We start from the raw sequence: 18,833 nt of genomic DNA on the forward strand, positions 1-18,833 counted from the left end.
TTTAAAATGCTTATTTTATAGGGATTTTAGAACTTAAAAATTCCTTAAAAATAGAAAATGCTAAGAAATTCAAAAATTTTTATGGAAAAATAGAGCTTTAAGCTATGAATTTTCATTTTTACTTAGCATTTGCTACTTTTTTAAATGATTTTATTTTAAATGCTTATTAGATAATATTAAACATTCTTTTTTATAATCGCTTTTTATTAAATCTTTTTAACAAAAGTATGAAAGAATTAAGGGTTAGAAAGACACTTCCCCGCTTTAGGGGATTGAAACGCAATACTAAAAAATCAACACAAAATAAAGATAATAGGTTAGAAAGACACTTCCCCGCTTTAGGGGATTGAAACAAAAAAACGATACTCCCCGCTATTAACATCTATACAGAGTTAGAAAGACACTTCCCCGCTTTAGGGGATTGAAACAAAAAAAAGTATCACTAAAAATACGCAAAAATTAAATGTGTTAGAAAGACATTTCCCCACTTTAGAGGATTGAAACACATTTATAAAAATACTGAAGAATAAATCAAAGCTTTGGTTAGAAAGACACTTCCCCGCTTTAGGGGATTGAAACTCTTTTATAAGTTTTGAAGGGTCTTTAATGATTGTTGTTAGAAAGACATTTCCCCGCTTTAGGGGATTGAAACTCTTTGTCTTCAATGTAAGTAGCATAGAATGTTAAAGTTGGAAAGACACTTCCCCGCTTTAGGGGATTGAAACTTCATCAAACACAAATGGATTTTTTAATACCTTAATGTTAGAAAGACATTTCCCCGCTTTAGGGGATTTAAATTTAAAACTTCAATTCTGTTTCATAGCCCATTTATTTAAAAATTACTTCAAAATATTTTCGGTCTTAGATTTTAAGACTATCTTTTAGTAAAGTGAAAAATATTTATAAAACTAGGAGAAATTATGAAAAAAACAATTTTATTATCAAGTGTTGCGCTGATGTTTTCTGCTTGTGTGAGTGATTATAGTATTCCTGAAATACCACAACCTACTAATAATCAAAGTTTTTTAGAATATTTAAATAATTATGAGTATCCAAGTTCTTGCTTTGGACATGGACCTCATGCGTATTGCACCAAAAAACCTATAAGAACTATTTATTCTAAAGGCAATGAAGTATTATTACAATATGACAACCTTATTCTTAACGACCAATCGCTAAATTTATACCATCATGCTTATAGATATTGTCAAGGTATAGGAGGTAAAAGCGTAATTAAAAAAGAAGTTTTTAGCTCTATGTTAAGACATAATCCAGCATTATTTAATGCCGATAATCCACAAGTTGATGAGTTTGTAAAAATAAAGGATAATTATTCGCCTTATGAGATTTCTGATGGATATTTTGAATGCAAAGCAGGGAATAAATCATTTGAAATTACGCATAAATTTGGAGAATATGCTTTTGTAGATGATAGCGATAGATTTATTGGCGAGTATAAATCTGAAGTTACTGCTTTATTTGTAATTAAATTCCAAACTCCACAAAATGCTCCTTATATAAATACAGATGATTACTATCGCTATGTAGATGAAAAAGATAATAAAGTAACTTGGGTAAAAAGAGATGCAGGTATTGATAGAAGCACAAATGATAAAATATTCTATTATAGAATTTTACCACTATATCATATTTGTAAAGCTAGATATAATGGAACTCCTTATATTGTAGGAGATACTACTGAAAATAAAGTAATGCTTTTAGGGGATTATTTATTAGAAAGTGTTAAATATGACAAAGGCGTAAGTGAGTTTGGAGATTATACTATATCGTGTGTTTCTAATACTAAGCCATTTACTTTCAAAAAGACATTTAATGGGGAATTAGAAAGATATGTAAATGATCCTAAAAATTCATATTCAACTTATAATAATATGCCTTCTGCTTATTATGAAGTAGTTAGTAGAGCTGAAGACTTAAGTCAATATGAAAAAATTCCGTTTGAGCAAAGGACTTATATAAATAAACTAATACATGAAGCATATCCTAAAAACTACGCACTAACAAGTAGTCTTTATCATAATATATCTGCTTATATATTAAGAACTCCTAATCATTCTAATGGATATATAGGAATTAAATACTTTTCTAAAGTGAATAATGAATTTAATGTCTTGCATACCTATAAAATAGAAGATAATCAAAAGCGTTACATAGGATTTGTTGGTGCAAAAGATATAGAAAAGGCTAAAGAAGTGGTTGAAAAAAATTCAGATACCATACTTAAAAACTGCTCTTTAAAATTAGAAGATTTTAAAATAGGTGCTTATACATTAAATTGCAAAAATGATATTGTCCTTGTAAGAAAAGGGGATAAAATCCACTATATAAATGAACTTAAATAAAGGCTTGGTTAAGCTAATTTTAGCTTTGGAATTTGAATTCGGAATTTGATTTTTAAATTCCTATTTCAAATTCCTTAAAAAGTCTTTAAAACTTCAAAGAATTTGAATTAGGAATTTCAAATTAAATTTATAATAGTCTTAAATTATTTGACTAAAAATTATTAAAATCATAAAAAACAAAAGGAGAATTTATGTTAAGAATTATTTTATTTAATATTTTTCAGGCTATTAAGGATTTAGCACTTTTTGGTGTTTTTATGTCGTTTTTTGTTTTAAATGGGTGGTGGATTTTTGTTGGAATTTTCGTTTGTTTTGTAATTTGTATTGTTTTTGTAATTTTAATGAGTTTAGTTCAAAAAGAATTTAAATATCACAAAGCTTATAAATTTTTTAATAAATGTTATGAAGTGAGCTTTTATGTTTGTGGGATTAGGTATTTGATTGACTTAGCACAAAACGAGCAAGTTAAAGAAGGATATTTTATAGCATTTGCATTATTTTTACTAGGGCTTATTGGCAAGATGATTTTTACAAAGGATGAATGATGCTTTATTTGATTACATTAGTTGTATCAAGCAAGATTTTTGATTTATTTGGATTTTAATTTTATTTCATGTAAATAAAAACCTTGGGGCAAAAAATGATTAGTTTATATATTTTTGGGTTTTATTTTTGTAGGGCTTGTGGTTTGCTTTATCTATAAAAGTGAGCTTGAAAATTACAAAGATTTTTTGATGATTTTGGCTGTTTTTTGGACAATGGCTTGTATTGTAAATATCCTTTATATGGAGCAAAGCACGCCTAAAAACAACGAAAACACGCAAAAAATCATAAGCGAAAAACTAGAAATTATAGAGCAAAATCTAAGCGATATAAAAGAGCTTTTAAAGGAGCAAAAATGAAAGCGTTGATAAAAACACTAAAAGAGTATCAAATAACTATCTTTGCTATGGCTTTTATACTAAGCCTTGGGATGGTTTATGAGTATTATTTACCGTCTGAATACCACGATAGTGAGTTTGTAAGAAGTGCTGTTGTTGGGGTGATATTGCTAGTAGCTTTACTTACAGCTATTAAGATTTAGATTATAAAAACACTATAAATTAAGGAGAAAAAATGGCAACAAATGTAAATATTTTATACACTTATTTTGAGATTTTAAAGATTATTTATAAGCATAAAGATGGGGTTAGTAGCTCGTATTTTATAAACAATCTTGGCATTTCTAAACAAAACTTTAGCAAGTATATAAATCAGATTTTAGATAGTGATTTTGGCAAGTTTATAGAAGTGGATATGAGTAGCAAAACCCGTATTTATAAACCCGCTCTAAAAAGCCTAGATGAAGTCATCAAATACTACATGGGGCATAGATATACTTATGATGAGTTTTTAGCGCTTGAAAGATTTAAGGTCTATTTAAAACAAAGTGATGAAAAGGAGCTTTTAGAAAAGTTTAAGGCTAATTTCATAGCTATTGATAATCCATTGCAAGATGAAAAGCTAAGCAAAATGGAGTTTAATTTCATTCAAAAATGCCTAAAATCATCATATACAAATAGTAAAATCGACATTGATTATATAGATGAGGATATAAAAGGCGCTATATTTTTAAGGGTGATTTATAGTGATAAAAACTGGTATATTTTGGTGAAAATTGATGATAGATTTGAGCTAAAAAGAGTTGCATTCATAAAAGAACTAGAAATCACAAAAGAGCGTTACCTAAGCCTAGAAATTCCAGAAGGACTAGATAGAAAGATAAAAAATCTTAGCAATTCTTTAAGCCTTTTTGAAAAGGCTGAGTATGAGGCGATTTTAGAAATCAGTCCAAAGGTGGCAAGGTATTTTCAAAAAGGTATGAAAAAGTTTTTCAAAGCCCAAAAGATTGTAAATGAAAATCCACTACAAATCAGCATTATCTACTCTCAAGAGTTTGAGATTTTAAGGTTTGTTAAAACTTGGCTACCTGATATTAAAATCATATCGCCAAAGCCCTTACAAAAGGCGTTTTGTGATAATCTAAAAGAAGCTTTAAAAAGCTATGAAAAGGATGAAATATGATAAAAAGTGAGCTCGAGTTTGATTATTTTAGGATTTATACTGAGTGCGATATTGTGCCTAGTGATGCTACGGATTACGAGTTTTCACATGAATTTTTATTAGGAGACTTAGCTAATTATATAAAGCTTTATAAAAACAATGATAAGTTTTATATTAAGATTTTTTCTAGAATATTTGAAATAGAGCAAAGAAGTTTTAATAAAGCCGATGTTATAAACAATCTAAAAAATATTCAAAATGATTTTTTTATTTACCCGAAAAAGGATCAAAATTCTACAGATTATCGCTATTTATATGCTTTGTTTGCTAATACTTCTAAGCCTTTAGAAAGTGATTTTAATGATACGCTAAATATTGCTTCATATATGCTTAGAAATTCTCATACATTAGATAAAACCAGCCAAAATCATTTGATTACAAAAAGTATTGAAATGCTTGTGGATGTTCGTGGATTTTATTCTGATTGCTATTTTTTTGATCAAAGAATTAGAATAATGATGGTTTATTGTCTTTTGATTTATTATATCTTGCGAACAAAAGATTATATAAAGCAACTTGCTGTATATAACGGATTAGAAGATATTATAAAAATACGAAAAGATTTGCTTGAATATGATGTAAGGTATTTTTATAAAAACCCTATTTTACAATCAAGACATGAATTATATGCAATATATGAATTAATGGCGAAAAATTATCATATAATACATCTTTATGAAGAGATGAAGACTCAAACAAAAGATATTGTAAAAATAGCCGAAATAGAATTGAGCGAAAAGAAAGCAAATCAATATAAAAATCTAAAAACAATGATTAATTGGATTGTTATATTAGTTACTATTATGGGGGCTTTGCCTGCCATAGATTCTGCAATTAATATTTATAATAAATTCTTTAGATAATCTCGTATTTTTTGACTATGTTTAAATAAATTCTCCTTACATTTTTAATCTTAAGGAGAATTTATGAAAAAATTATTTTTAGCAAGTGTTTTAAGTAGTCTTATGTTTGCAGCAGGTCCTTTTGGGCTAAATATTGGTAAAAGCAATGTTGAAGATGTAAAAAAGCTAGATTGTAAATATAGAGAAAGCTACTTAATAGACGGAGTTTATCCGAATGATGGTAGGTTTTTAAGCTTTGAGAATTGTCATTTAATGGATAATCTTAAAAATGCTGAATTTGCCTTTGATGATGACGGGATTTTGGTGTATGCAAGGCTAATTTTTGATGGTAAAAACTCTTATAATGAGCTTAAAACTTCACTAAATAAAAAATATAAAATTACAAAAAGCGTAGAACCTTTTGTAGGCGATAGGCTAAGCGAATATGCTTTAAAGGGTGAAAAAATCAAGCTAAACTCACCACATATGAGCTTTTCGGTGTATTTAGAGTATGAGCAAAACGACTTTTCAAAAAGAGTTAAAAAAGCTCAACAAAAAGCAAAAGAGCAAAAGCAAAATGCTACTACAAATATGCTTTAAGGATAGCTTGTGAGAAAGTATATTTTAGATTTTTTACTAGTCCTTACTCTTAGCGTGGGAGTTTGTTTGGATTTTGCTAAGCTTGGATTTAGCTGGAATTTATTTAGTGATGCTTTGCTAGTGATTATCTTAGCTGGTAGTTTTTGGACAAATTATGAAAAAGACAAAATTATAAAAGAGCTAAAATCTTTGCATAATTACTAGCAAACAAAATTGGCAAAGCCTAAACTTTTAAACAAGGCTTTGCTTTATTTGGAATTTTTTAATTTCCGATTTTAAATTCTTTTGAAGTTTAATTACAATAAATTTATAAATGTTATTATTGATTTAAAAAGGTAGTTTGATGAAATATATAAAATTAAGCGTAAAGGGTATAAATATCAAGCCTTTGCATGAGTTTAACGGCTCGGCTGTTCGGGGGACTTTAGGCTGGGCGTTAAAAAGGGTTGATGAGAGTGTTTTTGAGATGTTTTACAACAAAGACAACGCTAGTTCAAAATACCGCCTTGAGATTGATTTTAATACTTATGATTTTAGTATTTATCTTTTTAATGAGTGCGTAAAATATACGCCTTATTTTGCTCTAGCTATTGAGCAAATGAGAGTTTTAGGGCTTGGGGTAAATAGGCAAAAGTTTGATTATGAAGAAATACTTTTAAACGATGAGCCTTTTATGGATAATAAAGGCGAAGTATTAAATAAAGACATAAAAAGCCTTGAGCTAAACCCACAAAGCCACCACAAAAATATAAAAGTGATTTTTAAAACCCCGTTTATGATAAATGATAAAAACACAGATTTTAATCCACTTAGTTTTTTTATCTCGCTAAAACGCCGTATAAATGAGATAAACGGCATAAATGAAAAGGTGTTTTTTGATGATAATTTTTCTTATAGTCAAAGTTTAAGCGACTATAAATTACTAAGATACTCAAATAATCAAGGTAGAAAAATGAACTTTCATGCCAAAATAGGCGAAGTGGATTTTGTAAGCCTTGATGATGAATGTGTAAAGCTACTTGAGATAGCAACTATCACAGGGGTAGGAAAGCATACGGCTTTTGGTTTTGGAAAAATAATTTTAGAAAGGATATAAATGAGTGATTATCTAGTTTTGGTTGATATAGCTGCTAAACAAGAATATATCTTTAGCTCAAACAAGCTAAAAGATATGGTAGGTGCTAGTGAGATAATAGCAAGAGCGACTGATGTTGAAGAGATAAGAAAGCTTAATCTGGCTAAGTTTAGCGAGAGTAGTTTTAGTGGTGGTGGGAATGCTTATTTGTTTTTTAACGAGCTTGATGATGCGAAAAAATTTATAGAAAAATACAGCCTACATTTACTTAAAACTTATCCTAGTTTAGTTCCTTATCTAGTGCCTTATGAAATGAAAGGGGATTATAAAGAAGATATAAGAAAAGCTAAAGATGAGCTAGATGAGATTAGAAACAGCTTTTATCCACTTACGCATTCACTCAATATCGGTTTTGAAAGATTATGCCCTAGCTCAAATATCGGTGTTGAAGACAAAGAAGGCAAGATAAGTAAAGCTACAAAATCTAAGCAAGAAGCTGTAGAAAATAGATTTGATGTATATTTAAAAAATACACAATATAAATTTATTAGCGAATTAGATCGTATTTATATCCATAACAACGCCTTTATAAGCGTGGTGCATTGCGATATCAACGCACTTGGAGAAAAGGTTAGAAAGCTAAAAAATAAAGAAGAATCAAAAGAATTTTCTAAAAAAATTGATTTGATTATGCAAGAAGCGTTTGCGAAGATGATAGATAAGCTAGTTAGTCGCTTAGATAATGATGGTTTTGAGTTTAAAGATATAAAAATTACTAAAGATGATTTTAAAAAGGATAATGAGTATTATTTACCTATTAGACCGATTATTTTAAACGGAGATGATTTTACCTTTGTTAGTGAAGGTAGGCTTGGGGTTTGGCTTAGCAAGGTTTTTATAAAAGAGCTTGAAAAGGCTTCAAAGAAGCACTTTAATGGTGGTTTATATGCAAGTGCTGGGATTGCAATATGTAAGGCTAAAACGCCTTTTAGTAGAGCATATAATCTTAGCGAAGAATTAGCTAGTAAAGCAAAAGCTCTAGCAAGAAAAGATGAATCTAAATCAAGCCTAGCATTTTTAATCCTTTCAAATCAAGTAAAATCAGGGCTAAATTACCTAGAAAATACTTACACAAGCGAAAGAACAACTGGCGAAAATGAATTTATAAATCACGAAGGCTATTTCATCAACAAAAATGAAAAGCATGAAGGTTATGACTTTGATGAGCTTTTAAAATTAATTAGCATTTTAAACAAAATGGCAAGGTCAAAGATGATGAAGATTAGGGATTTGCTTTATTATAGCGATAAAGAAAGTCTTAAAAAATACATTGAGATTTATTGTGAAAACGATGAGTTTAATGCTAGTGATTTGCTAGATGGCGATGAGATAAAACACAAAAATATGCTACTTGATGCGATAGAGCTAAGTGCATTTTACCCACAAAAGGACAGACAATGATACTAAGAATTACACTTTCAAGCAATGCGATTATCACAAACGGAAACGGCGATGCACTAATAGACCTTGATAGCGATTACAACGAATACGGCTTGCCATATATCAGTGCAAAACGCCTAAAAGGAATGCTAAAAGATAGTGCGAATGAACTAGTTTCTATGGGGCAAGATATAAATGCACTTAGGCTTTTTGGCGATGAAAACAACGAAGGCATTATAAAGCTAAGCGATGCGAGATTGCAAGATTATGAGATTTTAGAAAAATTATCAAATGATTTTAAGCCTGATTTGTTTAAAAACTCTTTTTCAGTGGTGCTAAATCAAACTAGCTTAGATGAGCGTGGAGTAGCTAAAAAAGGAAGTTTAAGACGCTTTAGGGCTTATGATAAAGGGCTTGTTTTTGAGAGCGTGATTGAAGGGAATTTAGAATTTTTAAAAGACTTAGAGCTAATTTGCCTAAATCTTCGCTATATAGGGCATAAAAGAACCCGTGGCTTTGGCAAAGTAAAGTGTGAGTTAATAGATAGTCAAAACGATGAAAAAACAGCTCAAACAAACGAAATTCATAAAGATATTATGGTATTTACCTTGCTTGATGATGTTATTTTAACAAGCCTTAGTGGCGATGAAAATACCGTTGATACTAAGGGGTATTTAAGTGCAAGTGCGATTAAGGGAGCGTTTAAAAAGATAGGAGTGGAGTATTCTAAGCCTCAAAATGCTTATTTTTACAAGGATAAAAATATCTTTTATCCAGCACCGATGAACCTTAAAAAATATAAATATAAAGATGATTTAATGGTGTTTAATGAGATTACAGAAAAAAATGATGATGAGAAAAAATCAAACATAGGTGGATATGTTTGCATAAAAAACGGTGTTTTAAACAAAGCAAACATTAGCACTACAAATAAAACCCATGTAAGTCTAGCAGGTAAAGAAAATATGAGCCTTAAAGAGCTTGAAAAACACAAAGATGATAAAGAGTATAAAAACAAAATCTTCTCATATACAGCACTTAGCAAGGGGCAAACATTTGCTATAAAACTTGATAAAAATGATGATTTTAGTAGTTTGAATAGTGAGAATTTAAGACTTGGTAAAAGTGCTAATTCTCAATATGGTAGGGTAAAAATCAGCTTTGAAAACTCAAGCGATAATGAAGCTAGTTTTAACGATGAGTTTTATCTAGTGGCGATTAGCCCGATTTTGCTAAGAGGCGAGGATGGTGGCTTTGAGCCTAGTTTTGACGCACTTAAAAACGAGCTAGAAAAACAAGGCTTAAAGCTAGAAAAAATCGTAATTTCAAGATATGAAAAAGCACAATTTTATAACAATTCTTATAAGTGCAAAACTCCGCAAGTAATGGGATTTAGTATAGGCAGTGTGTTTAAGGTTAACGGGAATTTAAATAGTGAGTTTTGTAGCGTTGGAGTGCAACAAGAATTTGGTTTTGGATTGTTTAAAGCTTATAAAAGTTTTGATAATTTAGTGCTAGAAAAGAACGAACAAAAAAAATCACAAACAAACGAAATTTCACAAAACGAACTAAAAAGCATAGAGCCAGTTTTGAAAAATATCTTAAAACAAGACTTAGAGCAAAGAGTATTTTTAAGCGATGAGTATAAAAACTATGTTATCCAAGATGAAAACTACAAAAAGCATGGAGAGATATTTAGTGCAAGTGAGCTAAGCAGAATGCAAAGTATCGTAAATGCTTTTGAAATTGATAAAGATTTTAAAACACAGTTTGAATATAAATACAAAGATAGTGCTTTTTATAAAAAAATGCAAGATAAAGGGCTAAGGCTAGATAAGTTTGATGTAGCAAAGCATGAAAACGAAAAATATAAAAACTTTTATACTGAAAAAATAAGAAATGAGATAGCAAAAAAGGTGCTAATTAGCAAGATAAAACAAGCTAGAAAAATGCTAAAAAAGGATGAGAAATGAGCCAAGAAGTGCATAAAAAATTAAGAAAAAAGATATTTTATAAAGGTGTTTTAGAAAACCAAACAGCATTTAGCATAGGCTCAAAGGAAGGCGATTTTATAGATAGCTTGTGTTTAAAGGATAAATCTAATAAGCCTTATATAAGTGCTACAAGCCTTGCTGGAGTGCTAAAAGCTAAGCTTAAAAATAATCCACTTTTAGGTGATAATGATAATAAAAGTTTGGTGATTTTAAGTGATTGTGAGTGCGAAGAAAATCCAAAAATTGGCATTAGAAATAGCGTTGCTATAAATAGCAAAAACGGCATAGCCAAAAAAGGGGCTTTATTTGATTACGAAGTGGTTTTTAAGGGTGCTAGGTTTAATTTTGAATGCCTTATAAATATCTATGAAGATGATTTTGCTAATGAGATAGAAGAGTTTGAAAAGGTTATAAACTCAGAGCTTTTAGTAGGGATGAAAACTATGAGTGGTTTTGGGGAGTTTGCTATGAAAGAGCTTTTTAAAACCGAGTTTGATTTTAGTAAAAATGATGAGTTTAGTAGATATGAAAGCTTTTTAAGAAAGCCTTTTTATGAAAGCAAAGTAGAGGCTAAAGAAAGTAATAATAAATTTGAAATAAAACTAGAGCTAGATATTGCAAACTCACTTTTGATAGGTAGCGTAAATAATGATGGCGAGATAGCAGATGTTGCGAGTTTGTGCGAAGATGGTAAAAGTATAGCAAGTGGGACAAGCTTTAAAGGAGCTATTAGACATCAAGCTTTAAGAATAGCAAATACTTTTAGTGATAAGCTAGGCGAAAAGTTTGTAAATGAGCTTTTTGGCTATGTTGATGGCAATACAGCGAAAAAATCAAGAGTTAGAGTAAATGAAAGCGAAATTGAAAAAACACTTACAAAACTTCATCAAAGAAATAAAATAGATAGATTTAGCGGAGCTACCATTGATGGGGCGTTGTTTGATGCTAGGGCTATTTATGGTGGTAAGGTTTATTTGAAAATAGAACTAATTAATTCAAGCCTTAAAGAAAAAGCCTTAATGCTTTTTGTAGCAAGAGATTTATGTGCTGGATTTTTAGCTGTTGGTGGGGGTAAAAATGTCGGTCGTGGGGTGTTTAGTGGTAAAAAAGAAAATTTTAAAGTTCGTGAAAATAATAAGCCTTTAGAAATTGAAGATATTGAGAAAATAGCTAAGGAGTTGCTAAAATGAAAGAACTTTTAAAAGATTTTGTTAATGCAAAAGTAATTATCTGGACAATGGATAAGATTTATTTTGGAATATTTGATGGAGTAGAAGTTTGTTCATACGATAAAAAATTCAGCACATTAGATGGTATTTTAGAACTTCGTGCATTTGATGAAGCTAAAGAGCTTTATTTTTGGGGTGATGGCTCAAGAGTTTATAAGTTTGGTGACGATAAATTACCAAGTAATACTTTTATGTTAGGTAAGGTTGTTGAGTGTAAAAATGGCTGGAGCAAGGTAGATGATGGTAGGGGTGGGAAGTTTTACTTGCCACTTGAAAAGCAATTAGAAAGCAAAATTGAAATACAAAAATACGACATCATAGGCTATCACAAGGAAACACATCAAGCTTACATAAAAGGCTATGCGATAAAGGAGATAAAATGAACGGACTTTCTTTAGATATGTTTAAAAAAGCAGGGGTTGATGTAAGTAAAATTGAACAAAAAAGTGAAAAACCAAACTATGAAAAAGATAATGTAGCTATAGCTCCGTTTAATTTCATAAACATTAGAGAAAACAACAAACCAATAGTAGCTTTGTATAAAAAACAAGATAAAGAGCAGAACAAAAAAGAAAATGATGAGAAGAATAACACCGATGTTAAGCTTGATATTTTTGATAAAAAGCTTTTTACAGGAGAGATTGAAATCACGCTTAAGAGCAAAACTCCGTTTGTAGTAGGCGATAGCAGTAAAGATAAAAAAGACCCTAGTAAGGTTAGCTTTTTTAGTGTAACAAACGAAATTCCGCAAGTATCTGGCTCAAGCTTTAGAGGAATGGTTAGAAATATTTTTGAGATAGTTAGCTTTTCTAAGTTTAACAATATAAACAATCATAGGTTTTATTTTAGAAATGTTGCCGATGGGGCAAAATCATCGATAGGATTAGCTTATGATGAGGTGGCTACTGAGATCAAAGATGTAAAAGATGAAAAAACAGGGAGGCTAATCCCTAAAAAATTCTCAAAAGCACATATGGGATACCTTAAGTGTAATGGTTTTAGAGATTATGTGATTTATCCTGCTAAATATAAACATAAACACGATAAAAGCAACAATGAGCTAGAAAAAAACGCTCACAAAATCATAGGTAAAGCATTTGATTTTGATGTTTATAGTGGGTATATGAGTAGTAAAAAAACTTATTATCATATAGCAGAATATAAAGAAGATGAAAGCCCTATCAAGCTAGATTATCAAAGAGATGTTTTACCATACAAGCTAGATTTTGAAAATGCACAAACTAGCTCGCAAAGAAAAAACTATTCTTCTAAAACAGAGTCCGAAGAAGATATAACAACTCTAAATCTTTTTGAAAGGTTAGAAGAAAGTAGATTTAAAGAGTGTGGAGTGCCTTGTTTTTATATACAGGCAAAAGATACAAATGGTAATGATTATGTATTTTTTGGGAATACAAAGTTTATTAGAGTGCCGTATTTTTATACAACGCTTGATTGTGTTGATGGGGTGTATAAAAAAGATGATAAATATGATTTAACTGAACTTGTATTTGGCAAGGAAGGTGAGTTTGCTACTAGAGTGTTTTTTGAAGATTTGAAGCTTAAAAATCATGAAGAACTACAAAATAAAAATGATTTAAAAAGTTATTTGGATAAGCATATCTACACAAAAGAAGAAACAACCGAGCCACTTTTAGCACCAAAACCAACAGCATTTAACTTATATCTAGCTAATAATAACCTTAGTAAAATTTTAACCTACAATGGAGATGGTAATGCAAAGGCTAAGCTTAAAGGCTTTAAGCTTTATCATCATAAAAACTTAGGCAATGATTTAAAAGAAGCTATATTAGACCCAAATAAAGATAAAAAACAATTAGCAAAAGTCTTAAAAAGCTTTAAGGCTGTTAAAAGTGGCGTTGAGTTTGTTGGAAAAATCAGGTTTTTAAACCTTAAAAAAGAAGAATTAGGAGCCTTGCTTTATAGCTTAAATGTAGATGATAAAAGCGTTTATAAACTAGGTGGAGCAAAGCCACTAGGTTTTGGTAGTGTTGAACTAAAATCAACTTTAAAGCTTTTTGATATAGATAAAAAATACTCGGATTTATTTAGTGATGATTATTGTAAAAGCTATCAAAACAACTCTAGCGATAGTAAGGTTAAAGAGTTTGTAAAGTACTTTAAAGATATAACCTTAAAGAGCATTAAAGAAAACTCAAAAGGCTTTAATGATATAAAATCTTATGATGATTTTGAAAGAATAAAAGAGCTTAAAGCTATGCTTGATTTTAAAAATACAACCTTGCCTAATTGGGATTTAAATACTCGTTATATGGTAGTAAGTGTCAAAGATAGGGATGGAAAAATGGCTATAAAACCAACTGATATTGAGTTTGATAGAAAGCTGATTTTACCTAGTCCAAGAGAGTTAAAAGACCATTTCTTATGCACTCGTGAACAACTAGAAGCAAGGCATGATGAGTGTTTAAATGGTAAGAAAGATAAGAATAAAGCAAAAGGAAAATAATGGGATTAAGAGTAACTAATCAAAGAAAAAGGGTTATTTTTTCATCATTTGGGTTTAAAAGTAAATATGCAGAGCCTACCGAATATAAATTAGATGAAAACTTAAAAAATGCATTATCTTTAGATATAAAAACAGATAAATATTTGAATATGGCTGATATTTATCTTAAAAATTTTGAAAACAAAAATGCTGAATTTGTATTTTTTAGCACAGAAGCAGCTAAAAATAATCAATTAGATATTTTAAAAGATTTTAAAAAAGATAAGTATGAACTTATTATTTTTGATGAAAAAAAGCATGAAGAATTATTAAACAAGCTTATTAAAAAAATCCAAGATATAGAAAAAAACCACGAAAGAACAGATATTATAATTGATATAACTCACGGGTTTAGAGACACTACTTCTGTTGGACTTTTAGCTGGACTTATTGAATATAGCTTTTCAAGAGAAGATAAAAAAGATAATAAAATGAATTTTATTTTTGCTAAAGAATTTAAAGACAATGATGGTGTTAAGTTTTATACAATCACATCTCTTAATAACTATGCAGATGTTTTGAAATTATCTTTTATATTAAATACATTTAAAAATACTTTAAAGATAATAAAGTCTGATATAGAGCATAATTTTTATAAAGAATTAGTGAATTTATCAAATAGTATTTTTGAAAACAACATAAAAGAAATTAAAAAAGCTTATGAAAGTCTTCTAGTAGAAAAAGAAAACATCAGTAAAAATCCAAATGATATATTTTTTGCATTACTTCCTATGATTGAAGATATTTTAAATGAATTAAAGGAATTTGAAAATTTTAGCGATGGTATAAGCCATAAGGATTATTTTATTTTATGTAGGCTTTATCTTAAAAAATCATACGCATTAAATGCAGCCGGATTTATGCTAGAAGGTTTGCAAATTGCATTATGGCAATACTTTATGCCAAATACTTCTTATGATTATCCTGAACTTCAAAGGGTAAAAAATATGCTTTTTTTATGTATACAAGGATTAAATGATGAAAACAAAGGTAAGGATGATAAGCAAAAAAATCTAGCAAAAACCTTGGCAAACTATAAATATACAGTGCAAGAAAAAACGTTACTTGCTAATTTGCTAGAGTATAGAAAAAGTGTTGCAGGTTATAGAAATGATATGTCTCATATAAACCCGAAAATGAAAGATAAACGTGGAAAAAAAATAGATATCTTAGAAGAGTTATGCAAAATATTAAGCCAACTTATGCCAGAAATTCAAACAATAAAACTAGATACTATTAGTGCAGACGCCAAAGCTAATATTAAAGCCTATTTAGCTTATGAGCCAAAAAATAATGAGCTAGAACAATGATTACCATGCACTTATTTTTCTCACATGAGCTAAGCGAGGAGCAAATAAACGATGCTAAGGCTAGTCTAAAAGTAGTGGAATTTAAAGCCTTGCCAAAGGATTTGCAAACTAAGTTTTCAAATGTCCCGCCTAGTCTTGATAATTTAGATGATTATGCAAGAGATTTTTATGAATATATTGATAAAAATGCTAAAAAAGGTGATTTTTTGCTTGTTAGCGGGGATTTTGGCTTATGCTTTAAGCTTATAAATTATGCTAAAGCAAAATCATTAAAGCCCGTTTATGCCACCACAAAAAGAGATATTTTAAAAGATGAAAACGGTATAAAACAAAGCATTTTTAAACATGTAAGATTTAGAGAATTTTAAAATAAAATCTCATTTGGTCTCTAAAAATAAGACAAAAATCAATTAAAATGTCTTAAAAAAGGAGATTAAATGAGACTTATTTTGATTGACTGTGAAAATGTAAGCTACAATGAGTTTTTAAAACTAATACCAAATTATAAAGACTATAAAGCCTATGCGTTTGCTGATTTTGATTATGCAAAAGATTGGGATTTAACACAGCTTTTTAAACTCGGCATATATGCTGTTAGCACTATTCATTGTCCAGGCAAGAAAAATAAAGCTGATTTTGTTTTGCTTCGTTATGCACTTACTCATATTTTGACAGATAAAGTAAGCGAATTGATACTTTTTTCAAGCGATAGTGATTTTTCTGATCTTATTAGCTTTGCAAAAACCAAAGATATAAAAGTCATCATTCATAACAGAAAAAATCTTACTTTAGATAAAAAACTAAAAATTATTCAAAATCTTTACAAAAACGAGTATTTAAAAACTCTAAATTACAACGCATTTACCACTAAACTTAATGCTGTGCCTTTAAAACCTAGTGATTTTGGCTATAACTCTTGGAAGAAAGTTTGCTTAAACTTAGGGCTAAAAATATATGATGCAAAAACTATTATAAATGATGTATTTTTAAAATATCAGGATAATTTCGTGCAATTTGTAAATCACGCAGAGTCTAATAATCTCCACCCAAATCACTTTAAACAACCTACATGGGCTGGAGTTTATGAAAAACTCTTAATGCAAAATTTATAAAGATTTACAAGGTAATAAATGATATTGTTATTTGTTTGATTTAGGCTTGATAAATTAAATTTCGTTTGTTTAATTAGTTTTAATCATCGTTTTGCTTTTCTTGCGTGTCCATTTTATCACAATATTTAAAGTATCTATGACAAATAAAAGCAAGAATTATTATGCCTATGTATGATTTCATTTTTTATCTTTTTGATATTTTGCAAATAACACAAAAAATATTGCAAAACTAACGCCTATAATATGCGGTATAAACATATACCAATCACTCATTTTTAATCCTTATCTTGCTCTTTTTCTATTTTTTTTTATCAATCTATCATTCAAATATGTATGAATATACACAGCACATATCAAAGCTAAACCAGTTAAAACCAGCTCAATTATTTTTATTTTTATCCTTATTTTTCTCTTCTTTTTCTTCTTTTCTCTCAATTATATAGATTGCGATACTACTTGCTAACACAAAGGCACATAAGCCATAAATGATAATATTTGCTAGTAGTTCCATAGCTTTTCCTTAAACCTACTAAAACCAACGAAACATACCTATGCTTTTTGCATATTCATATCTTTCTTTTCCTAATTTTTTGTATTCTTTTTCTAGTTTTTTATATATCTATAGTCGTAGTATTTGAATGCAAATGCAATACTAAAAAAATATCACTAAAAACATGCAAAAATTAAATGTAAAAATCTCTTTTAATATTTCCATCATTATCTCCTATTTATGTTTTATCATCTTTGCTTTGTGAATTGTCTAAAAAGGTGTTATCGCTATCTATTTGTATCGCTCTTTTAAAAAAATGTAGCACTACAAAACCCAAAATCACTGGTGCAATGATATCTGTCATCAAATCAAGCATTTTCATCCTTTTTGCTTCCTTGCTCTTCTTTTCTCTCGCTTATATAATTTACGATGCTACCAATTAGCACAAATGTGCCAAATCCATAAATGATAATATTTGCCAACAACTCTTTCATAGCTCTTCTTAATTTTTTTCTTTTTTCTCTAGCTTATAAAATATCGCATAAATTAGACAAAACCCAGCTAAGCCATACACGATAAACCCTCCTATCGTTTGTTGCATTTTCACTCCTATAGCTTATCTGCAAAATCTTTTAGCCTTCTGGCAAACTTTTCGCCACCTATTGCAGCCATTAAAGCACTATCATAACCACCCAAAGAACAATATCCACAATCAAATCAATCATCTTTATCCTTTTTTGCTTTTTTCTTCTTTATGTAGTTTTACTTAAAAGCCAGTCCAACCCACCAAGGCAAGTAGCATTAAAATCTGAACCATCACAAGCCTTTTTTTATATTATCTAGCATTACCACAAGTACCAAAACATCTATCACCACAAAAGCTAAAGCAATTCCTTAAGAGATTTTCTAAGACAAATTCATTTGAAAAAACACATTTTTTAAGTAAATTTTTCATATTTTTCCTTTTTGATACCTAGATGCATTTACCTTGTAAAAGTTAGGCAAATGTTTAATCCTTCAAATACTTGTTAAGCTCTTTGTTTGCCATACTATTAAAGTAAAAATATAATCCAACAGCTACTAAATTTACATTCACCACCACAGCAAGATTAAAGCCAAATGCTAGTGAAAACACTACGCTAAAAAGATAATAAGCAAGATACATTGCACTTAGGATTTTTGCTGCGTAAAATACAGCGAATTTAATTTTGCGAATTTCTTTCATTTTTTCTCCTTTTATTGAATTTGGGAGATTGTAAGAAAAATTAGTCGTATTTTTAAAGACTTAAAATTTTAGTTCAGATTATTGTAAAGTAATATTAAAGATAAAAATACAATCCAAATCTAAATCATTTGTATATTTTACGGAAATAAATTCCATCTAAAAAATAGCTAAAACAATATAAAAGTATTTTTAATCTAATTTATAAAGAAATTAAATCCCCTAAAGCGGGGAAGTGTCTTTCTAGCTTAGCTCATATTAAAGAAGAAACCGAATGCTTTATTTAGTTTCAATCCCCTAAAGCGGGGAAGTGTCTTTCTAACATGAGAGGAATGTTCAGAGGGTGTGAGAATTTTAACCAGTTTCAATCCCCTAAAGCGGGGAAGTGTCTTTCTAACTTATTAATAGAATTATCACTTGTTGTAGGCTCTTTTAGTTTCAATCCCCTAAAGCGGGGAAGTGTCTTTCTAACCCTTAATTCTTCCATACTTTTGTTAAAAATATTTTAATAAAAAATGATTATAAAAAA

At 29.4% G+C, this 18,833-nt stretch carries 21 protein-coding genes; 17 read left to right on the forward strand and 4 right to left on the reverse strand.

The genetic code is table 11. The annotated features are described in order from the left end of the window. Positions 1-920 precede the first annotated feature (920 nt). From AC1B00_RS09110 to AC1B00_RS09190, 17 genes are all read left to right on the forward strand, one after another. Positions 921-2,363 (forward strand): hypothetical protein, encoded by a 1,443-nt coding sequence (locus AC1B00_RS09110; protein WP_488849405.1) that lies wholly within the window; start codon positions 921-923, stop codon positions 2,361-2,363. Between the two features lie 191 nt (positions 2,364-2,554). Further along, positions 2,555-2,908 (forward strand): hypothetical protein, encoded by a 354-nt coding sequence (locus AC1B00_RS09115; RefSeq protein WP_488849407.1) that lies wholly within the window; start codon positions 2,555-2,557, stop codon positions 2,906-2,908. A 114-nt stretch (positions 2,909-3,022) separates the two neighbouring features. Then, positions 3,023-3,265: a hypothetical protein gene (locus AC1B00_RS09120; protein WP_488849408.1), complete on the forward strand. Its 243-nt coding sequence runs from the start codon at positions 3,023-3,025 to the stop codon at positions 3,263-3,265. Next, positions 3,262-3,447 carry a hypothetical protein gene (locus tag AC1B00_RS09125; protein WP_488849409.1) on the forward strand — a complete coding sequence of 62 codons (186 nt, stop codon included), beginning with the start codon at positions 3,262-3,264 and terminating at the stop codon, positions 3,445-3,447. Before AC1B00_RS09120 ends, AC1B00_RS09125 begins: the two co-directional genes overlap by 4 nt. A gap of 32 nt (positions 3,448-3,479) precedes the next feature. Then, on the forward strand, positions 3,480-4,427 hold the full coding sequence (locus AC1B00_RS09130) for a WYL domain-containing protein (RefSeq protein ID WP_488849410.1): 948 nt from the start codon (positions 3,480-3,482) through the stop codon (positions 4,425-4,427). Continuing rightward, the gene (locus tag AC1B00_RS09135; protein WP_488849412.1) at positions 4,424-5,329 is read left to right on the forward strand and encodes a hypothetical protein; all 906 of its coding nucleotides are present in this window, start codon (positions 4,424-4,426) and stop codon (positions 5,327-5,329) included. Before AC1B00_RS09130 ends, AC1B00_RS09135 begins: the two co-directional genes overlap by 4 nt. 63 nt (positions 5,330-5,392) lie before the next feature. Beyond that, on the forward strand, positions 5,393-5,908 hold the full coding sequence (locus tag AC1B00_RS09140) for a hypothetical protein (protein WP_488849413.1): 516 nt from the start codon (positions 5,393-5,395) through the stop codon (positions 5,906-5,908). A gap of 9 nt (positions 5,909-5,917) precedes the next feature. Then, positions 5,918-6,112: a hypothetical protein gene (locus tag AC1B00_RS09145; RefSeq protein WP_336611863.1), complete on the forward strand. Its 195-nt coding sequence runs from the start codon at positions 5,918-5,920 to the stop codon at positions 6,110-6,112. 139 nt (positions 6,113-6,251) lie between these two features. After that, positions 6,252-7,004: a CRISPR system precrRNA processing endoribonuclease RAMP protein Cas6 gene (gene cas6, locus AC1B00_RS09150; RefSeq protein WP_488849414.1), complete on the forward strand. Its 753-nt coding sequence runs from the start codon at positions 6,252-6,254 to the stop codon at positions 7,002-7,004. Next, positions 7,005-8,444 carry a Cas10/Cmr2 second palm domain-containing protein gene (locus tag AC1B00_RS09155; protein ID WP_488849415.1) on the forward strand — a complete coding sequence of 480 codons (1,440 nt, stop codon included), beginning with the start codon at positions 7,005-7,007 and terminating at the stop codon, positions 8,442-8,444. After that, the gene (locus tag AC1B00_RS09160) at positions 8,441-10,396 is read left to right on the forward strand and encodes an RAMP superfamily CRISPR-associated protein (RefSeq protein ID WP_488849416.1); all 1,956 of its coding nucleotides are present in this window, start codon (positions 8,441-8,443) and stop codon (positions 10,394-10,396) included. The genes AC1B00_RS09155 and AC1B00_RS09160 overlap by 4 nt, the downstream gene beginning before the upstream one ends. Then, positions 10,393-11,607 (forward strand): RAMP superfamily CRISPR-associated protein, encoded by a 1,215-nt coding sequence (locus AC1B00_RS09165; protein WP_488849417.1) that lies wholly within the window; start codon positions 10,393-10,395, stop codon positions 11,605-11,607. Before AC1B00_RS09160 ends, AC1B00_RS09165 begins: the two co-directional genes overlap by 4 nt. Continuing rightward, on the forward strand, positions 11,604-12,029 hold the full coding sequence (gene csx19 / locus AC1B00_RS09170) for a type III-D CRISPR-associated protein Csx19 (protein ID WP_488849418.1): 426 nt from the start codon (positions 11,604-11,606) through the stop codon (positions 12,027-12,029). The genes AC1B00_RS09165 and csx19 overlap by 4 nt, the downstream gene beginning before the upstream one ends. Then, entirely contained in the window at positions 12,026-14,131 is a 2,106-nt protein-coding gene (locus AC1B00_RS09175) for a TIGR03986 family type III CRISPR-associated RAMP protein (protein ID WP_488849420.1), read from the forward strand. The genes csx19 and AC1B00_RS09175 overlap by 4 nt, the downstream gene beginning before the upstream one ends. After that, positions 14,131-15,480: a TM1812 family CRISPR-associated protein gene (locus tag AC1B00_RS09180; RefSeq protein ID WP_488849421.1), complete on the forward strand. Its 1,350-nt coding sequence runs from the start codon at positions 14,131-14,133 to the stop codon at positions 15,478-15,480. The genes AC1B00_RS09175 and AC1B00_RS09180 overlap by 1 nt, the downstream gene beginning before the upstream one ends. After that, complete coding sequence (csx20, locus tag AC1B00_RS09185; RefSeq protein WP_488849422.1) at positions 15,477-15,848, forward strand: CRISPR-associated protein Csx20; 372 nt, start codon at positions 15,477-15,479, stop codon at positions 15,846-15,848. The genes AC1B00_RS09180 and csx20 overlap by 4 nt, the downstream gene beginning before the upstream one ends. 69 nt (positions 15,849-15,917) lie before the next feature. Then, positions 15,918-16,592 carry an NYN domain-containing protein gene (locus tag AC1B00_RS09190; protein ID WP_488849423.1) on the forward strand — a complete coding sequence of 225 codons (675 nt, stop codon included), beginning with the start codon at positions 15,918-15,920 and terminating at the stop codon, positions 16,590-16,592. Positions 16,593-16,971: 379 nt separating this feature from the next. On the opposite strand, the gene AC1B00_RS09195 is transcribed toward AC1B00_RS09190, so the two are convergent. From AC1B00_RS09195 to AC1B00_RS09210, 4 genes are all read right to left on the reverse strand, one after another. Beyond that, positions 16,972-17,103 carry a hypothetical protein gene (locus AC1B00_RS09195; RefSeq protein ID WP_488849425.1) on the reverse strand — a complete coding sequence of 44 codons (132 nt, stop codon included), beginning with the start codon at positions 17,101-17,103 and terminating at the stop codon, positions 16,972-16,974. 217 nt (positions 17,104-17,320) lie between these two features. Further along, the gene (locus AC1B00_RS09200; protein WP_488849426.1) at positions 17,321-17,458 is read right to left on the reverse strand and encodes a hypothetical protein; all 138 of its coding nucleotides are present in this window, start codon (positions 17,456-17,458) and stop codon (positions 17,321-17,323) included. Beyond that, a complete protein-coding gene (locus AC1B00_RS09205) occupies positions 17,451-17,576 on the reverse strand; it encodes a hypothetical protein (RefSeq protein ID WP_488849427.1) in 126 nt (41 codons plus the stop codon). Before AC1B00_RS09205 ends, AC1B00_RS09200 begins: the two co-directional genes overlap by 8 nt. Positions 17,577-18,091: 515 nt before the next feature. Continuing rightward, complete coding sequence (locus AC1B00_RS09210; RefSeq protein WP_488849428.1) at positions 18,092-18,307, reverse strand: hypothetical protein; 216 nt, start codon at positions 18,305-18,307, stop codon at positions 18,092-18,094. Positions 18,308-18,833: the final 526 nt, after the last annotated feature.

Source organism: Campylobacter sp. DY7 (genome assembly GCF_057802535.1).